Annotated in this window: 13 protein-coding genes and 1 riboswitch; of the genes, 12 read left to right on the forward strand and 1 reads right to left on the reverse strand. The window is 38.0% G+C overall.

Annotation, left to right across the window (positions count from 1 at the left end):
* Positions 1-335 precede the first annotated feature (335 nt).
* From polX to AC2VNP_RS11835, 4 genes are all read left to right on the forward strand, one after another.
* On the forward strand, positions 336-2,048 hold the full coding sequence (polX, locus tag AC2VNP_RS11820) for a DNA polymerase/3'-5' exonuclease PolX (protein WP_486917521.1): 1,713 nt from the start codon (positions 336-338) through the stop codon (positions 2,046-2,048).
* 33 nt (positions 2,049-2,081) lie between these two features.
* A complete protein-coding gene (locus tag AC2VNP_RS11825; protein WP_486917522.1) occupies positions 2,082-4,442 on the forward strand; it encodes an endonuclease MutS2 in 2,361 nt (786 codons plus the stop codon).
* A gap of 19 nt (positions 4,443-4,461) precedes the next feature.
* Positions 4,462-4,875 carry a DUF350 domain-containing protein gene (locus tag AC2VNP_RS11830; RefSeq protein WP_486917523.1) on the forward strand — a complete coding sequence of 138 codons (414 nt, stop codon included), beginning with the start codon at positions 4,462-4,464 and terminating at the stop codon, positions 4,873-4,875.
* Positions 4,876-5,155: 280 nt separating this feature from the next.
* Positions 5,156-6,874 carry a long-chain-fatty-acid--CoA ligase gene (locus AC2VNP_RS11835; protein ID WP_486917524.1) on the forward strand — a complete coding sequence of 573 codons (1,719 nt, stop codon included), beginning with the start codon at positions 5,156-5,158 and terminating at the stop codon, positions 6,872-6,874.
* Here AC2VNP_RS11835 and AC2VNP_RS11840 read toward each other — a convergent pair.
* Positions 6,858-6,989, reverse strand: coding sequence for a hypothetical protein (locus tag AC2VNP_RS11840; RefSeq protein WP_486917525.1), 132 nt, complete (start codon positions 6,987-6,989; stop codon positions 6,858-6,860). The genes AC2VNP_RS11835 and AC2VNP_RS11840 overlap by 17 nt on opposite strands.
* 307 nt (positions 6,990-7,296) lie before the next feature.
* On the opposite strand from AC2VNP_RS11840, the gene AC2VNP_RS11845 reads away from it, so the two are divergent.
* The 8 genes from AC2VNP_RS11845 (at position 7,297) to AC2VNP_RS11880 (ending at position 17,128) form a co-directional block, all read left to right on the forward strand.
* The gene (locus tag AC2VNP_RS11845; RefSeq protein ID WP_486917526.1) at positions 7,297-8,994 is read left to right on the forward strand and encodes an AMP-binding protein; all 1,698 of its coding nucleotides are present in this window, start codon (positions 7,297-7,299) and stop codon (positions 8,992-8,994) included.
* Positions 8,995-9,411: 417 nt separating this feature from the next.
* Positions 9,412-9,999: a fatty acid metabolism transcriptional regulator FadR gene (gene fadR, locus AC2VNP_RS11850; protein WP_486917527.1), complete on the forward strand. Its 588-nt coding sequence runs from the start codon at positions 9,412-9,414 to the stop codon at positions 9,997-9,999.
* Positions 10,000-10,044: 45 nt separating this feature from the next.
* The gene (locus AC2VNP_RS11855) at positions 10,045-10,821 is read left to right on the forward strand and encodes an enoyl-CoA hydratase (RefSeq protein ID WP_486917528.1); all 777 of its coding nucleotides are present in this window, start codon (positions 10,045-10,047) and stop codon (positions 10,819-10,821) included.
* A gap of 26 nt (positions 10,822-10,847) precedes the next feature.
* Positions 10,848-11,618 carry an electron transfer flavoprotein subunit beta/FixA family protein gene (locus tag AC2VNP_RS11860; protein ID WP_486917529.1) on the forward strand — a complete coding sequence of 257 codons (771 nt, stop codon included), beginning with the start codon at positions 10,848-10,850 and terminating at the stop codon, positions 11,616-11,618.
* 14 nt (positions 11,619-11,632) lie between these two features.
* On the forward strand, positions 11,633-12,607 hold the full coding sequence (locus tag AC2VNP_RS11865; protein ID WP_486917530.1) for an electron transfer flavoprotein subunit alpha/FixB family protein: 975 nt from the start codon (positions 11,633-11,635) through the stop codon (positions 12,605-12,607).
* 291 nt (positions 12,608-12,898) lie between these two features.
* Positions 12,899-13,213, forward strand: a complete 315-nt coding sequence (gene trxA / locus AC2VNP_RS11870) for a thioredoxin (RefSeq protein ID WP_275117011.1) — start codon at positions 12,899-12,901, stop codon at positions 13,211-13,213.
* Positions 13,214-13,754: 541 nt separating this feature from the next.
* Entirely contained in the window at positions 13,755-15,539 is a 1,785-nt protein-coding gene (gene uvrC, locus AC2VNP_RS11875; RefSeq protein ID WP_486917531.1) for an excinuclease ABC subunit UvrC, read from the forward strand.
* A gap of 63 nt (positions 15,540-15,602) precedes the next feature.
* Positions 15,603-15,789, forward strand: a riboswitch (Lysine riboswitch).
* 109 nt (positions 15,790-15,898) lie between these two features.
* Positions 15,899-17,128: an aspartate kinase gene (locus AC2VNP_RS11880; protein ID WP_486917563.1), complete on the forward strand. Its 1,230-nt coding sequence runs from the start codon at positions 15,899-15,901 to the stop codon at positions 17,126-17,128.
* The last annotated feature ends 122 nt before the right edge of the window (positions 17,129-17,250 follow it).

Consider the following 17,250-nt stretch of genomic DNA (forward strand, 5'->3'; position numbering starts at 1 on the left):
AAATTTGGATTAATAATAAGTTGTAAAAACTGGGCGTCCTATAAATGCTCAGTTTTTTATTTGATTTTTACAGACTATTATTTGTATGATCATTAAGATAGTAATTTTAATAATATATAAACCGGACACAATTCGGCTAATAAAAAATCCGAACCGGACAATAAAAATGAAAAACGGACAATAAAATAAGAATTTGGACAATAAAATCAGAAATCAGACAATAAAGTAGTCGAATCGGACAATAAACCTCCCAAACGATGCTCAATAATTGAGTTTTAGCATGAAATTTAAGCTGCACAGTTAACTAAATAGAAATTATAGAGAGGACGAGGAATGTGAATAAGAAAGAAGTCATAAAAGTACTCGAACTTATTGCGATATATATGGAAATCAAAGGCGAGAACTCTTTTAAGGTTTCAGCATACCGTAAAGCGGCTCAAGCGTTAGAAAGTGATGAGCGCACTATGGCTGAAATTGAAGATCCTTCGAAATTGAAAGGAATCGGTAAAGGAACAAGTGAAGTAATCTTAGAGTTAAAAGAAAACGGTACGTCTTCCTTATTGGAAGAATTGCAAGCTGAGTTACCTTCGGGCTTAATTCCATTATTAAAATTACCTGGCTTAGGCGGTAAAAAAATCGGGAAGCTTTATCAGGAATTAAATGTAACGGATCTTGAGAGTCTGCGAGAAGCTTGTGAGTCGAAAAAAGTTCAAGTACTAGCTGGATTCGGTAAAAAGACAGAAGAAAAAATTCTCGCTGCGATTGAAGAAGTGGAAAAGCGTCCCGAACGCTTTCCGATCGCTTACGTTCTGCCAATTGCAGTTGAAATTGAGAAACAGTTAGAACAATTCGAGTATATTGAACGATACTCAAGAGCAGGCAGTCTGCGAAGATTAAGGGAAACAGTAAAAGATCTTGATTTTATCATCAGCACAAACGACCCTGAGAAAGTAAAAGAACAGCTGTTAAGCCTTCCTCGCATTGTAAACGTAATTGCAGCGGGAAGCACGAAAGTATCAGTAGAGTTAGGATACGACTATCCTGTAGGAGTTGACTTTCGTCTTGTAAAACCACATGAATTTGCAACGACACTTCATCATTTTACAGGTTCAAAAGATCATAATGTGAAAATGAGACAGCTTGCAAAAGAGCGTGGAGAGAAAATCAGCGAGTATGGGGTTGAGAACGTAGAAACAGGTGAAGTAAAGACGTTTGAAACCGAAGAGCAGTTTTTCAACTATTTTAACCTATGCTTTATCCCGCCGGAAGCTCGTGAAGATCAGGGAGAAGTAGAAACATCGAGGGAGACGTTAGATCTTATTGACCTAAAAGATATTAAATCTGATTTACACATGCACACGACATGGAGTGACGGGGCTTACTCTATTAAAGAAATGGCTGAAGCCGCTCGTGCTAAAGGATATTCGTACATTGCGATAACCGACCATTCACAGTATTTAAAAGTCGCAAATGGGTTAACCGAAGAACGTCTAATAGAACAAATGAAAGAAATTAAACGAGTAAACGAAGAATACGATGACTTTAAAATTTTTACAGGAATAGAGATGGATATATTACCGAATAGTACACTTGATTTCTCAGATGAATTATTAGAACAAGTCGATTTTGTTATCGGCTCGATCCACTCTTCCTTTTCACAAGACCGTGAAATGATTATGAAACGATTGACAACAGCATTACGTAATAATCATGTAGACTTAATCGCTCATCCAACGGGTCGCTTAATTGGACGTCGCAGTGGGTATGATGTAGATATTGAAATGCTCATTCAATTAGCGAAAGAAACGGACACAGCCCTCGAGCTAAATGCAAACCCGCATCGACTAGACTTATCAGCCGAGTGGCTCAAAAAGGCACAAGATGCAGGGGTCAAACTGTCTATAAATACGGATGCTCACCACTCGGATCATTTTGATTTTATGGAAATTGGTGTAGGTGTTGCTAGAAAAGGAATGATAAAGAAGGAAACGGTTATTAATACGTTTACAAGAGAAGAGTTTGAGCGATTTATTAACCGACATCACTAATACGTATAGTGAACTAGAAAGGAGCAATTGCTCGTGCAAGAAAGAGTTATTAGAGTTTTAGAATATGAAAAAATGAAGAAACAACTTTTAGAACACGTTTCGTCATCATTAGGAAGGTCGAAAGTAGAACAGCTGAAACCCTCTACTTCGATTGAAGAAATTTCGCAAAGACAAAATGAAACATTTGAAGGAACAAAGGTTTTACGTTTGAAAGGACAAGCTCCTTTAGGTGGAATATTTGATATAAGAGCAAGTGTAAAGCGAGCAGGCATTGGCGGTTCCTTATCGCCATCTGAACTCATCGAAATTAGCAGTACGATATATGGTGGTCGTAGATTTAAACATTTTATAGAAGACTTAGCGGAAGATGGAGTTGAAATTCCGTTATTACAACAGTTAGCAGAGAATATTGTTCCGTTAACTGATCTTGAACGCGCTATTAAACAATGTATCGATGACTATGGTGAAGTGTTGGACTCAGCAAGCCCAGCTTTACGAACGATCCGCCATCAAATTCGTAGCTTTGAATCGGGAATTCGTTCCAAGTTAGAAAATATAATACGTTCTTCATCGACGCAAAAAATGTTATCAGATGCCTTAATTACAATCCGTAATGACCGCTTCGTTGTACCTGTAAAACAAGAGTACCGCGGGTCATTTGGCGGAATTGTTCACGATCAATCTGCATCAGGAGCCACATTATTCATTGAACCTCAAGCTGTCGTAACAATGAATAACCAGCTTAGGGAAGCGAAGGCAAAAGAAACGAAAGAAATTGAACGCATTCTAGCTGAACTATCAGCTCATGTCGGTGAACATACCGAAGAGTTACTTGTGTATGTCGATATTTTAGGAGACGTTGATTTTATTTTTGCTAAAGCTCACTATAGTAAACGTCTTAAAGCGGTTCAGCCTAAGTTAAATACGGACGGACAAGTACAGCTGTTTCAAGCAAGACATCCGCTCATTCCGAATGAAGAAGTTGTTCCGATTGATGTGGAGTTAGGTAAAACCTTTTCTTCACTAATTATTACAGGGCCGAATACCGGCGGGAAAACAGTTACATTGAAAACAATTGGTTTACTTACGCTCATGGCACAGTCCGGTTTGCATATACCAGCAGAAGAAGGGTCGGAAATGGCAGTGTTCCAAACGGTATTTGCTGATATCGGTGATGAGCAATCGATCGAACAAAGCTTAAGTACATTTTCCTCTCATATGGTCAATATTGTCGATATCTTAAAGAAAGTTGATCATGAAAGCCTCGTCTTATTTGATGAGCTTGGAGCTGGAACCGATCCGACAGAAGGAGCGGCTCTAGCGATTGCTATATTAGATCATGTGTATCGTTGTGGTACGAGAGTTGTTGCCACAACCCACTATAGTGAATTGAAAGGTTATGCTTATAACCGTGAAGGCGCAATGAACGCCAGCGTGGAATTTGATGTTGAAACACTACGTCCGACGTACCGCTTATTAATTGGTGTGCCCGGCCGAAGTAATGCGTTTGCGATTTCAAGAAGACTAGGTCTATCAGAAGAAATTATTGATTTGGCCAAAGCACAAATTAATACGGAAAACAGTCAGATTGAAAACATGATTGCTTCACTTGAGGAGAGTAAAAAGTCTTCACGAGCTGAATGGGAAGAAACCATTAAGCTTAGGGAAGAAGCTGAAAAATTACGAAATGACCTTATTGAGAAGCTAGAGTTGCTAGAAGATGAAAAAGATCAAGTGTTGGCTGAAGCTGAGAAGAAAGCAGAAGAAGCTGTAAGTAAAGCGCGTCAAGAAGCAGAGGATGTCATAAAAGAACTTCGTAGACTGCAAAAAGATGCAAATGTAATAAAAGAACATCAACTCATCGAAGCGAAAAAGAGATTAGAAGAAGCAACGCCTTCGTTAAAAAATAAGAAGAAGCAACAAAAGATAAAGAAGGCAGCGAAACAACAAGAATTAAAGCCTGGAGATGAAGTGAAAGTCATTAGCTTCGGGCAAAAAGGTCATATCGTTGAAAAAGTGAATGAAAAAGAGTACCAAGTACAACTAGGCATCATGAAAATGAAAGTGCACATCGAGGACATTCAATATTTAGATCGACCAAAGCCTGTTGAAACTAAACCATTAGCGACTATAAAAGGAAATGACCATCATGTAAAACCAGAACTCGACTTAAGAGGACAAAGATATGAAGAAGCGTTATTAAAACTAGAAAAATACCTAGACGATGCCCTGCTTGCTGGGTATCACCAAGTTTCAATTATTCACGGGAAAGGTACGATGGCTCTTCGAAAAGGAGTTAAAGAATATCTCAAAAAACATCGGCATGTTAAATCCTCACGAGATGGCGGCATGAATGAAGGTGGTCTCGGAAATACAGTTGTTGAATTTAAGTAGATAAAAGGCGGTTATATTGATGGGGAATCTATTTGAAAATGTTTATATTCAAACCGCAGCTTACTACAGTGTGTCCGTACTTGCAATTATTGTATTTTTAACGGTGTTTGAACTCGTAACGAAATATAACAATTGGGTGGAAATTAAGAAGGGGAATATTGCGGTTGCCCTTGCAACAGGAGGAAAAATATTTGGTGTTGCTAATATTTTTCGGTATTCGATCCTTCATAACGATTCATTACTAGAAATGCTCGGCTGGGGAATCGTTGGGTTCATTTTACTCTTATTGTGTTATTTTATGTTTGAATTTTTAACGCCGAGTTTTAAGGTTGACGATGAAATTGCTAATGATAACCGTGCTGTAGGATTTATTGCGATGACCATTTCTATAGCTCTTTCATATATCATTGGGGCTAGTATTATGTCTGCGTAAATGGAGTAGGAGGAAAAGAATTGGAAACACTTTGGAAAGTACTTTATATTTTATGTGGAGTTTTTATACTAATAGGGGTCATTTTTATGGCGTTTAACTTATAGAATAATAATATAAAGAGAGTAAAAAAGAAGCGATAGAAACATTTTTAGATGTTTTTGTCGCTTTTTTCTAAAAATTTTTAAAAATTAGTTTAAATTTGTAACCGTTTACACTACAATAGAGTAGAGAGAGGGAATGGATTGGAAAGGAGACGAATATAAAAGGGAGGTTTTTAACTGTGACTACTACGGTTGAAAAGCGTTGGCTGAAGCATTACCCAGAAGAAATACCTACATCGATTCAATATCCTGAAAGGAGCCTTCAATCGTTCTTAAAAGAAGCTGCAGAACAGGTACCAGATAAGAAGGCGATTCACTTTTTAGGAAAAGAATTATCGTACCAGGAGCTGTACACGTTATCGAAAAAATTTGCGAACCAATTACAAGGAATTGGAGTAAAGAAGGGTGATCGAGTAGCTATAATGCTAGCAAACACTCCTCAGTCTGTTATCTGCTATTATGGAGCACTCATGGCAGGAGCTATCGTAGTGCAGACCAATCCACTATATGTTGAGCGAGAAATTGAACATCAGATGAATGACTCTGGTGCAAAAGTCATCGTGTGTCTTGACTTAGTATACCCGCGTGTGGCAAAAGTTCGTAATAAAACGAATCTTGAACATGTTATTGTCACAGGCATAAAGGACTATTTACCTTTTCCTAAAAATTTAATTTATCCATTTATTCAAAAGAAAAACACAGGAATTACCGTAAATATTACGTATGATGCAAAAACATTAAACTTTGCTGAATTTCTTAAAGCGGGATCTGAAAAGGAACTTGATGTTAAAGTATCGCCTAAAGAAGATTTAGCACTTTTACAATATACGGGTGGGACAACGGGTGTAGCGAAAGGTGTTATGCTCACTCACCATAACTTAGTCACTAATACAACCCAATGTTTACATTGGATGTATAAGATGGAGAAAGGCGAAGGACGTGTTCTTGCGGCATTACCTTTCTTCCATGTTTATGGAATGACGGTTATTATGAATGTTTCAATTATGTATCAGTCTAAAATGATCGTTGTTCCTAAGTTTGAACCAAAAGATGTATTAAAGACGATTGATAAGCAAAAAGTTACGATTTTCCCAGGGGCACCAACGATGTATGTGGCATTGATTAATCATCCTGAGATTAAAAATTACGACTTATCATCAATCGAAGCTTGCCTGAGCGGTGCTGCTCCATTACCGCTTGAAGTTCAACAATCGTTTGAAAAGTTAACAGGTGGAAAACTTGTTGAGGGATACGGTTTAACTGAAACGTCTCCAGTAGCGATTTCGACTCCAATATGGGGTAAACGTAAAGAAGGAAGTATCGGTGTACCTTGGCCGGATACGGAGGCCGCTGTTTTATCAGCTGAAACCGGTGAATTTTGTGAGCCAGGAGAAGTTGGTGAAATTATCATTCGTGGGCCGCAAGTTATGAAGGGATATTGGAACCGTCCTGAAGCGACGGCTGCAACGTTCAAAGACGACTGGTTCTTAACAGGAGATATGGGGTACATGGACGAAGACGGTTATTTCTATATTGTTGACCGTAAAAAAGATATGATCATCGCAGGTGGATTTAACATATATCCACGTGAGATTGAGGAAGTTTTATATGAGCATGATAAAATTCAAGAAGCGGTTGTTATCGGTGTGCCAGATCCATATCGTGGTGAGACTGTTAAAGCATTTGTTGTGCTTAAAGAGGGTACTAGTTTAACAGAAGAAGAACTAGACAAATACTGCCGTGAGAATTTAGCTGCCTATAAAGTTCCTAAGCTTTATGAGTTTAGAAAGGAATTACCGAAAACGTTAATTGGAAAAATCTTAAGACGTGTACTCGTCGACGAAGAGAAAGCGAAGTACGCGGATAAAGCAAATGAGGATACTAAACAAAGTTCATAGGATAAAAGGCAGCTGCCATTTGGCAGCTGCTTTTTGGTGCAAAGGAAGTCACATCATTGATCGTTTTTCCTAAACTATATACCATTGAACGGTTACACCTTGACTTCGTTCTCATAATCAAAAGTTAGACTAATATATTATTAACTGTAAAATTGTTATCGTGACGAGGGAGATATATGTCATTATGTTGCCCATATGTAAGCGTATACATAATAAAGATGTAAATTTTTGGCGTGTATTGTAGTTTTATTAACAATTTTATATATCTACCAATTGTACTTAAATTAAGACTTATTATATCTATATATAAAAAAATTAAAAAAATTTTCAAAAATCTGTTTTAAAATGAACAAACATTCAGTACAATAGACGTTAGGAGAGAATGAATTGTAGAAATAGGAGAGACTTAAGGAGGAATTACCTTGGCAACTGTTACAGAAATGAATTGGCATAATAAATATCCTAAAGAAGTCCCTCAATCTATTAACTATGAAGATCAGACACTACATGGTCTTCTGAAAGATACGTATGAAAAGTCGCCATCAAAATATGCTACATACTTTTTTGGCAAACAAATGACGTATGCGGAACTGTATCAGTCATCGTGTAAGTTTGCCAATGCTCTTATGGATGCTGGTTTGCAAAAGGGTGACCGCGTTTCGATCATGCTTCCTAACTGTCCGCAAGCTGTTATTGCTTATTATGGTACGTTAATGGCTGGTGGTGTTGTCGTTCAAACGAATCCATTATATGTGGAAAGAGAGTTAGAGCATCAACTTGCAGATTCTGGAGCAAAATTTATACTTTGTTTAGATCTTCTTTATTCACGTGTAATGACAGTAAAGAAGAACACGCAAATTGAAAAAGTAATTGTAACCGCTATCAAGGATTACTTACCATTCCCAAAAAGTTTAATCTATCCATTTATTCAAAAGAAGAATTACGGATTTAAACCAGAAGTCGAGTATAATAGTACTACGGTGAAGTTTGTTTCTTTTCTTTCACAAGGTAAAGAGAAAGTACCAGAAGTCAAAGTAGATCCTAAAGAAGATCTAGCTTTACTTCAATATACAGGTGGAACTACAGGCTTAGCAAAAGGTGTAATGCTTACACACCGTAACTTAGTTGCAAATACGACACAATGTTTTCATTGGATGTATAAACTGAACAATAAAGAAAATCGTACGCTTGCAGCTTTACCGTTTTTCCATGTTTATGGAATGACAGTGTCAATGAACTTGTCGATTATGACTGGCTCGCAAATGTTTATTGTTCCTAAATTTGATCCAAAAGAAATCCTACAAATTATTGATAAACACAAAATTACAATATTCCCTGGTGCGCCAACGATGTACATCGGTTTAATTAACCATCCGGATATCGGGAAGTATGATTTGTCATCGATTGAGGCGTGTATTAGTGGATCTTCTTCATTACCTGCTGAAGTTCAGGTTAAGTTTGAGGAACTGACAGGCGGAAAATTAGTAGAGGGTTATGGATTAACTGAAGCTTCTCCAGTTACACACTGTAATCCGATTTGGGAAGAAAGACGTGGAGCAAGTATCGGTTTGCCATGGCCTGACACTGAAGCAGTTATATTTGTGGAACCGGGAGAAGTGGCTAAACCAGGTGAAGTAGGAGAGCTTGCTGTCCGTGCTCCTCAAGTTATGAAAGGCTATTGGAATCGTCCTGAAGATACACAAGCTACGTTCTATGAGGATTGGCTGTTAACAGGGGATATGGGTTATATGGACGAAGATGGCTACTTCTTCATCGTTGACCGTAAAAAAGACATGATCATAGCAGGTGGATTTAATATCTATCCACGTGAAATTGAAGAAGTACTATTTGAGCATGAAGCGATCCAAGAAGCAGTCATCATTGGTGTACCGGATCCGTACCGCGGGGAAACAGTTAAAGCCTTTATCGTTACAAAAGAAGGCGCTTCTGTTACTGATAAAGAACTCGATAAGTTCTGTAGAGCTCGTTTAGCAGCGTATAAAGTCCCTCGTCAATATGAATTCCGTAAAGAACTACCTAAGACAATGGTAGGTAAGGTATTGCGTCGCGTTCTAGTCGAGGAAGAAGAACAAAAAATGAACGAGAAAAAATCTAGCTAATAAACAAAAAAAGACTGACATTGTGTCAGTCTTTTTATCTGGCTAAAAGAGCTTATTACATTGTTACAGCATACAAAAAGATTGCGCTTTCATATTTGTTGACGGAAACTATTGGTAAATAAAGTGTTATGAAGGCTATAACTAAAGGAGTTTGGCGACCGTGTTTTTTTGGCGTATTGTTCATAAAGGTTTCATACATTGCTTTACTATACGTTTCATTATATGATAGAACTAATGTATAAGGTGTTATCTTATATTTTAGAGTTGTATAAAAAGAGTTTTGTTTTCAAAAATTCTCACAACTTAAATAATTCCATTGACAAATAACGGTCCTTACCATAGAATATGAAATATGAATGAATGGTCATTCATTTTAATGAGCACTCTAATGAAAGTTGCTCTGAAAGGAAGAATGCCATGGGTAAGAAAAGAGGACCTAAATACGATCAAATTATTGAGGCAGCGGTGAAAGTAATCGCTGAAAATGGCTATCATCACGCTCAAGTATCAAAAATTGCAAAAGAAGCTGGGGTTGCTGATGGAACAATCTACCTCTATTTTAAAAACAAAGAAGATATACTTATATCTTTATTTGAAGAAAAAATGGGGAGATTTGTTGATAAAATTCAGGAACAGATCGAAGGAAGTTTAACTGCAAAAGACAAACTTTTTATCTTAATTGAAATGCACTTCAAACAACTGGCAGAAAATCGACCACTTGCTATTGTTACGCAATTAGAACTTCGCCAGTCTAATCCAGAGCTAAGGTGGAGAATAAATGAAGTGTTAAAGAAATATTTAGATTTAATGGACACCGTTCTAACAGAAGGGAAAGAAAGCGGTTACTTCTCAGAAGATTTAGATTTCCGGTTAGCAAGACAAATGATTTTTGGTACACTAGATGAGGTAGTTACAAACTGGGTAATGAAAGATTGTAAATATGATCTGGTCTCACTTGCAAAGCCAATGCATCAATTACTGGTGGGTGGCCTTTGCAGTAGATAAATAGAAAAAGAGGATGCTTACCATGAGAGGAGTGAGTAAAGACAGATGGAAACTTTATCTGTAAAAGTGGAACAACAAATAGCCACAATCACTTTAAATCGACCTCCAGCAAACGCCTTATCTTCTCAATTGCTTCAAGAGTTGGCACAGGCTTTTGATGAGGTTGAGCATAATGAAGATGTGAGTGTTATCATTCTTCATGGAGAAGGGCGCTTTTTTGCTGCAGGAGCAGACATAAAAGAGTTTACTACGCTTGAAAGCGGTGCCAAGTTTGCTGAGTCAGCAACTGAGGGTCAGCGATTAATGAACCGTATTGAAGCTTTTCCTAAGCCGGTGATTGCAGCTATTCACGGGGCAGCACTTGGTGGTGGTTTAGAGTTAGCGATGGCGTGCCATATGCGTCTTGCTACTGAAGATACGAAACTTGGTTTGCCTGAACTTCAATTAGGACTAATTCCTGGTTTTGCGGGTACACAACGCTTACCGCGTATTGTTGGCCAAGCAAAGGCAACAGAGTTAATCTTAACGAGTGAACCGATTTCCGGATCTGAAGCTTTATCTTTAGGTCTTATTAATTCAGTACATTCTGAGCAAGCGCTCATGATGGAAGAAGCTTATAAACTAGCAGGTAAGATTGCAAAGAAAAGTAGCTTTACTATGAAACTTGCATTAGAAGCATTAACTTATGCGAAGGATGCAAACTTTACTGCAGGTTTAGAAAAAGAAGCGGAGCTCTTTGGTGCTGCTGGAGAGTCTCATGATAGTAAAGAAGGTATCCAAGCATTTATAGAAAAGCGTAAACCAGAATTCAAAAATAAATAAGTTAACTATTTTAGGGAGGGACTATAATGAATATTTTCGTTATTATGAAACGCACCTTTGATACAGAAGAGAAAATCACTGTAAGTGGCGGGCAAATTGATGACAGCGGAGCTGAGTTCATCATCAACCCATACGATGAGTATGCAATTGAAGAAGCAATCGTTCTTCGTGACGAGCACGGTGGAGAAGTAACTGTTGTTACAGTAGGAACAGAAGACGCTGAAAAAGAACTTCGTACAGCTCTAGCAATGGGTGCTGATAAAGCAGTTCTAATTGACAGTGAAGACGTTGAAGAAACGGACCAATTCACAACTGCTACTTTACTAGCAACATACTTAAAAGACCAAGAGATTGATATTATCTTAGGAGGAAACGTAGCAGTAGACGGTGGTTCTGGACAAGTTGGACCTCGCGTTGCTGAAATGCTAGGTATGCCTTCAGTAACTACAATTACTAAATTAACAATCGATGGAAGTAAAGCTACAATCGTACGTGATGTTGAAGGTGATGAGGAAACGGTTGAAGTATCATTACCAGTACTTGTAACAGCTACACAAGGCTTAAATGAGCCTCGTTACCCATCTCTTCCTGGAATTATGAAGGCGAAGAAGAAGCCATTAGAAACACTTGATTTAGATGACCTAGATTTAGAAGAAGAAGATGTAGAAGCAAAAACAAAAACGGTAGAAATCTTCCTACCACCACAAAAACAAGCAGGTAAAATTCTTGAAGGCGAAACGGATGCTCAAGTAAAAGAACTTGTTTCATTATTAAAGTCTGAAGCGAAAGTCATATAATTGGGGGGATCAACATGGCAAAGAAAGTACTAGTTTTAGGTGAAATTCGTGAAGGTGAACTTCGTAATGTTTCGTTTGAAGCAGTTGCAGCTGCTAAACTAATCGCAGACGGTGGAGAAGTAGTTGCTGCGTTATTAGGTGAATCAGTAGGCGATCTAGCAAACGCTATGATCCATGCTGGTGCTGATCGTGTAGTTAAAGTTGAACATGCTGACTTAAAAGCATATACAACAGATGCTTACCAACAAGCTATTCTACAAGTTATGGACGTTGAACAACCAGAAGGCGTTGTTATGGGACATACTTCAATAGGTAAAGACGTGTCTCCTCGTATTGCTGCGAAATTAAACGCTGGTTTAGTTTCTGACGTAGTAAACGTTGAAGTTGACGGCGGTGAGGCTGTATTCACTCGTCCAATCTACTCAGGTAAGGCATTTGAGAAGAAGCAAGTTGAAGAAGGTACTGTTTTAGTAACAATTCGTCCGAATAACATTACTCCATTAGAGAAGGATGAGTCTCGTTCTGGAGATGTTGGAAGTGTTTCTGTAGAAATTAAAGACCTTCGTACAATTGTTAAAGAAGTTGTACGTAAAGCAACTGGTGGAGTCGATCTTTCAGAAGCGAAAATCATCGTTTCTGGTGGACGTGGAGTGAAAAGTGCTGACGGTTTCAAACCGCTTCAAGAACTTGCTGACGTATTAGGTGCTGCAGTAGGTGCATCTCGTGGTGCGTGTGACGCAGAATATTGCGATTACGCATTACAAATTGGTCAAACAGGTAAAGTTGTAACACCAGACCTTTACTTTGCATTTGGTATTTCAGGAGCAATTCAACATTTAGCGGGTATGTCTAACTCTAAAGTTATCGTTGCAGTTAATAAAGATCCAGAAGCACCGATCTTTGAAGTAGCAGACTACGGTATCGTAGGCGACTTATTCGATGTTGTTCCTCTATTAACTGAAGAACTTAAAAAAGTAGTTGTATCTTAATAAATTAATGAGAAACCGCTTCTACATGAAGCGGTTTTTTAGCAATCTTTTCTAAAGATATGTTAACGTTAATATACGTAGTTGAATTACGCTCATTAATGATCGTTCAACACAATCAGTATAAAATGCAGCAATATAAATTACACTACAATAACAAGGATATACATAAAAAAGCGTTATTTTATATAGGAAAGGGTATCATACTTGTGTGAGCAACTTTATAGCAATCATAATACCGTAATGGTATAATGCATTTGTAGAAAAAGTTGGATTATAAGGAGGATTTTAATAATGGCAATTGTAAACGCAACTGATCAAAACTTTGCAACTGAAACTGGAGAAGGTGTAGTATTAGCGGACTTTTGGGCTCCGTGGTGCGGACCTTGTAAAATGATCGCTCCTGTTTTAACAGAACTTGATGAAGAAATGGGCGACAAAGTGAAGATCGTTAAATTAGACGTTGATGAAAACCAAGAAACAGCTGGAAAATTCGGTGTAATGAGTATTCCTACATTAATGGTATTCAAAAACGGTGAGAAAGTTGACCAAGTGGTTGGTTTCCAACCGAAAGAAGCATTAGTTGAGCTATTAAATAAACATCTTTAATAGATAAAAATGTAATTGACTCCGTTCATGACGGGGTCTTTTATTATTTATAGCTATACTGCCAGTGGTTGTTTTAAAATGTTATTTGACTTTACCGATATTAGATTTGATTAGTTTCAGCACTTGGCATCGAGTGAGGAATATATTCTTTTTAGATGCAGAAGGAAATTAGAGCACTCACAGGCCCTTATTTCAATCAAGTCCTGCTGTTTTTCATAATTAGAGCACTCAAATACCCTTATTTACAAGTTTTCATAAAAAATATCAGTGATTTTAAGCAAATAGCGACTTCTCAGTGCCCTAACAACTGTAATAGAGTCGAATTTAAGCAAATAAGGTCCTCTCAGTTCCACAAAAAAATAGAAACCCTGGATGAGCTACTTCACTGCTCTAGATCCAGCGCGGGGGAAAAGTCCTCCTGGAGTGCTTTTTCTCACCGTACATCTTGCACTTTCCTCATTTGCCAGTTTTTAAAAGATTGTACCTTTTAGTTGCAAATTTCCTTCCTTTTGAGAACAATAGAGAGGAGGGAGGAAAAAGTATGTCTACTCTGAAAGAAAAATTAGCAGTACTTCCTGATCAACCAGGCTGTTATTTGATGAAAGATCGGCAAGGAACGATCATCTATGTAGGAAAAGCTAAAATACTAAAAAATCGAGTACGATCCTATTTTACTGGAACGCACGATGCAAAAACACAAAGACTTGTCAGTGAAATAGCCGATTTCGAATATATTATTACATCTTCAAATCTTGAAGCACTTATCTTAGAGATGAATTTAATTAAAAAGCATGACCCGAAATACAATGTCATGCTAAAAGATGATAAATCATATCCGTTTTTAAAAATAACATCAGAAGAACACCCGCGTTTAATAACAACACGAAATGTAAAAAAAGACGGTGGAAAGTATTTTGGTCCTTATCCAAATGCAGGAGCAGCAACTGAAACGAAAAAACTGCTCGATCGACTTTATCCATTAAGAAAGTGCAATACCCTTCCTGACCGTGTCTGCCTGTATTATCACATTGGTCAGTGTTTAGCTCCATGTGTTCAAGAAGTAACTAAAGAGCAAAACCAAGAGATGGTACAGGAAATTACGAAATTTTTAAAGTATGGGCATGAAGATGTGAAAAATCAATTACTAGATAAAATGACTAAAGCTGCAGAAGACTTGAATTTTGAGCGTGCTAAAGAATTGCGAGATTTAATTCAGCAAATGCAAACGGTCATGGAAAAACAAAAGATGTCGATTAACGATAGAATCGACCGAGACGTATTTGCTTATGCTTACGATAAAGGTTGGATGTGTGTTCAAGTGTTTTTTGTGAGACAAGGAAAATTGATTGAGCGGGATGTCTCCATTTTTCCATTCTATCAAGAGCCTCTCGACGATGTCTTAACATTTATCGGTCAATTTTATTTAAAAAAAGAACATGTTAAACCGTCAGAAATTCTAGTACCCGAAGAAATCGAGGCCGATTTAGTGGAGCAACTACTGTCGGTCAAAGTCCTTCAACCGAAAAGAGGTAATAAAAAAGACCTTCTGAACCTGGCTCAAAAGAATGCAGAAGCAGCATTAAAAGAGAAATTTGCGATTATTGAACGAAATGAAGAACGGACAATAAAAGCGGTTGAAAACTTAGGAAAAGCATTAGGTATTTCTACCCCATACCGGATTGAGGCATTTGATAACTCGAACATTCAAGGAACTGATCCAGTCTCAGCGATGATTTCATTTCTAGATGGCAAGCCTAGTAAAAAGGATTACCGAAAGTATAAAGTAAAAGATGTTGAAGGACCCGATGATTACGCATCGATGCGAGAGGTTGTTTACCGTCGTTATTCAAGGCTGTTAAAAGAGAATGGTCCATTTCCAGATTTAATTGTCATCGATGGAGGAAAAGGACAAATAGCGGCTGCTCAAAGCGTCCTAGAGGATCAACTTGGCCTCTCCATTCCGGTCTGTGGTTTAGCTAAAGATGAAAAGCATCGTACATCACAACTTCTCATGGGAGATCCACCTAAAGTAGTCCCATTACAAAGAGACAGCCATGAATTTTATCTATTGCAAAGGATTCAAGATGAGGTTCACCGGTTTGCGATCACTTTTCACAGGCAGGCACGAAGCAAAACGATGTTTTCTTCTATTTTAGATGACATTCCTGGAATAGGAGAGAAGAGACGTCGGAAACTTCTCAAACATTTCGGGTCAATTAAAAAAATGAAAGAAGCAAACATCGAAGACTTTAGAAAGATTGCTATTCCAGAAAAAGTGGCAGCAGAAATTTTACGTGTATTAAATAGCGATGAAGATAAAAAGTAATTGTCAGTCTCAAGATGTTCTGTTAAAATGAAAACAACTTAATATACCGAACTTCTAATTTGAAGTGGTGGTAGAGGAGCGAAAACCAAGAGTAGGCAAAGTGAGGAAGATGGGTTCCGTAGACTTTTGCTGAAAGGGGAATTCGCCGAAGTGTTGAGAGTCTCATCTCTCTTAATGCTGGACTTGTATTGAATAAGTACAAGGCTGTCACGCAACCAACCCAAAAGTTGTGTGGAGAACTATCTCACGGAGCAAGGGAACAACTATTACCTTTTTTGGTATTCCAAGCAACAGTGAGGACTTTTCCTTTCTGTTGCTTTTTTTGTTTTCTTTCTCCTTTACAAGAAAGGATGAAAAAAGTGGCGATCATAGTACAAAAATACGGCGGCACCTCTGTAGGGTCAGTCGAAAGAATTGAACACGTTGCAGGACGTGTTGCTAAAACAGTAGAGCAAGGACATCAAGTAGTTGTTGTCGTCTCAGCGATGGGGAAAACAACAGACCAACTCGTTAAGCTAGCAAGTGAAATATCGGATAAACCAAGCAAACGTGAAATGGATATGCTTCTTACAACTGGTGAGCAAGTAACCATTTCTTTACTTGCTATGGCACTTCAAAAAAGAGGTCTAGGAGCGACATCTTACACTGGATGGCAAGCTGGTATCGTGACGGAAGAAAGTCATAGTAATGCACGAATACTCGACATTCAAACAGAAAAAATTCAAGCGCAGTTATCTTTAGGAAATGTTGTGATTGTAGCAGGTTTTCAAGGTGCGACACATGACGGCGAAATTACAACGCTAGGGAGAGGCGGCTCGGATACAACTGCTGTTGCGCTTGCAGCTGCATTAAAAGCAGACCGGTGCGATATTTATACAGATGTGACCGGGGTGTATACGACAGATCCGCGGTTCATTAGCGGGGCGAGAAAGCTGCATTCGATTTCTTATGATGAAATGTTAGAAATGGCTAATTTAGGAGCAGGTGTTTTACATCCTAGAGCTGTGGAATTTGCAAAAAATTATCAAGTGAAATTAATGGTTGCCTCAAGTATGGTTGAGGAAGTTGGTACGTTAATTGAGGAGGAAGTTTCAATGGAACAAAATTTAATTGTACGTGGGATTGCCTTTGAAAATGATGTAACGAAAGTCACTGTTTCAGGGTTGCCTAATCAGATCGAAACGCTGTCAAATGTATTTAGCTTATTATCAGAGCACGGTATTAATGTAGATATTATTATTCAAAACCAAACAGCTGAAGAAAAAACAAGCATTTCTTTTTCAACAAGTCGTTCTTCATTAGAGGAGGCATTGGATGTTTTAAATAACCATAAAGAGAAACTTCAGTTTACAGAATTAACACATGAAGGTGATCTGGCGAAAGTATCCATTATCGGATCGGGTATGGTTTCCAACCCGGGGGTTGCAGCGCAAATGTTTAAAATTTTAGCTGAAAATGAAATTCTTATTAAGATGGTTAGTACATCAGAAATTAAGGTTTCAGCCTTAGTTGAAGAAGAAATTATGGTTCCTGCTGTAGAGGCACTTCATAGAGCCTTTCAGTTAGAGGAGCAAGAAGTAACTGTATAAACGGTTTCCTTATAAAGAGTCCCCACTTTTGATCGTCTTTATGACAGAAAGTGGGGACTTTTAATAGTGCTTAATTTTTGCGGACTGAGAGGCCCTTATTTTAGCGGAAACCGTCATGTATG

It is taken from the genome of Alkalihalobacterium sp. TH-98, assembly GCF_057473385.1.

Coding starts and splice junctions, on each gene's coding strand:
- AC2VNP_RS11830 (WP_486917523.1), top strand. CDS start 4,462: ATGGGGAATCTATTTGAAAATGTTTATATTCAAACCGCAGCTTACTAC.
- AC2VNP_RS11840 (WP_486917525.1), bottom strand. CDS start 6,989: ATGAGAACGAAGTCAAGGTGTAACCGTTCAATGGTATATAGTTTAGGA.
- fadR (WP_486917527.1), top strand. CDS start 9,412: ATGGGTAAGAAAAGAGGACCTAAATACGATCAAATTATTGAGGCAGCG.
- AC2VNP_RS11855 (WP_486917528.1), top strand. CDS start 10,045: ATGGAAACTTTATCTGTAAAAGTGGAACAACAAATAGCCACAATCACT.
- AC2VNP_RS11860 (WP_486917529.1), top strand. CDS start 10,848: ATGAATATTTTCGTTATTATGAAACGCACCTTTGATACAGAAGAGAAA.
- AC2VNP_RS11865 (WP_486917530.1), top strand. CDS start 11,633: ATGGCAAAGAAAGTACTAGTTTTAGGTGAAATTCGTGAAGGTGAACTT.
- trxA (WP_275117011.1), top strand. CDS start 12,899: ATGGCAATTGTAAACGCAACTGATCAAAACTTTGCAACTGAAACTGGA.
- uvrC (WP_486917531.1), top strand. CDS start 13,755: ATGTCTACTCTGAAAGAAAAATTAGCAGTACTTCCTGATCAACCAGGC.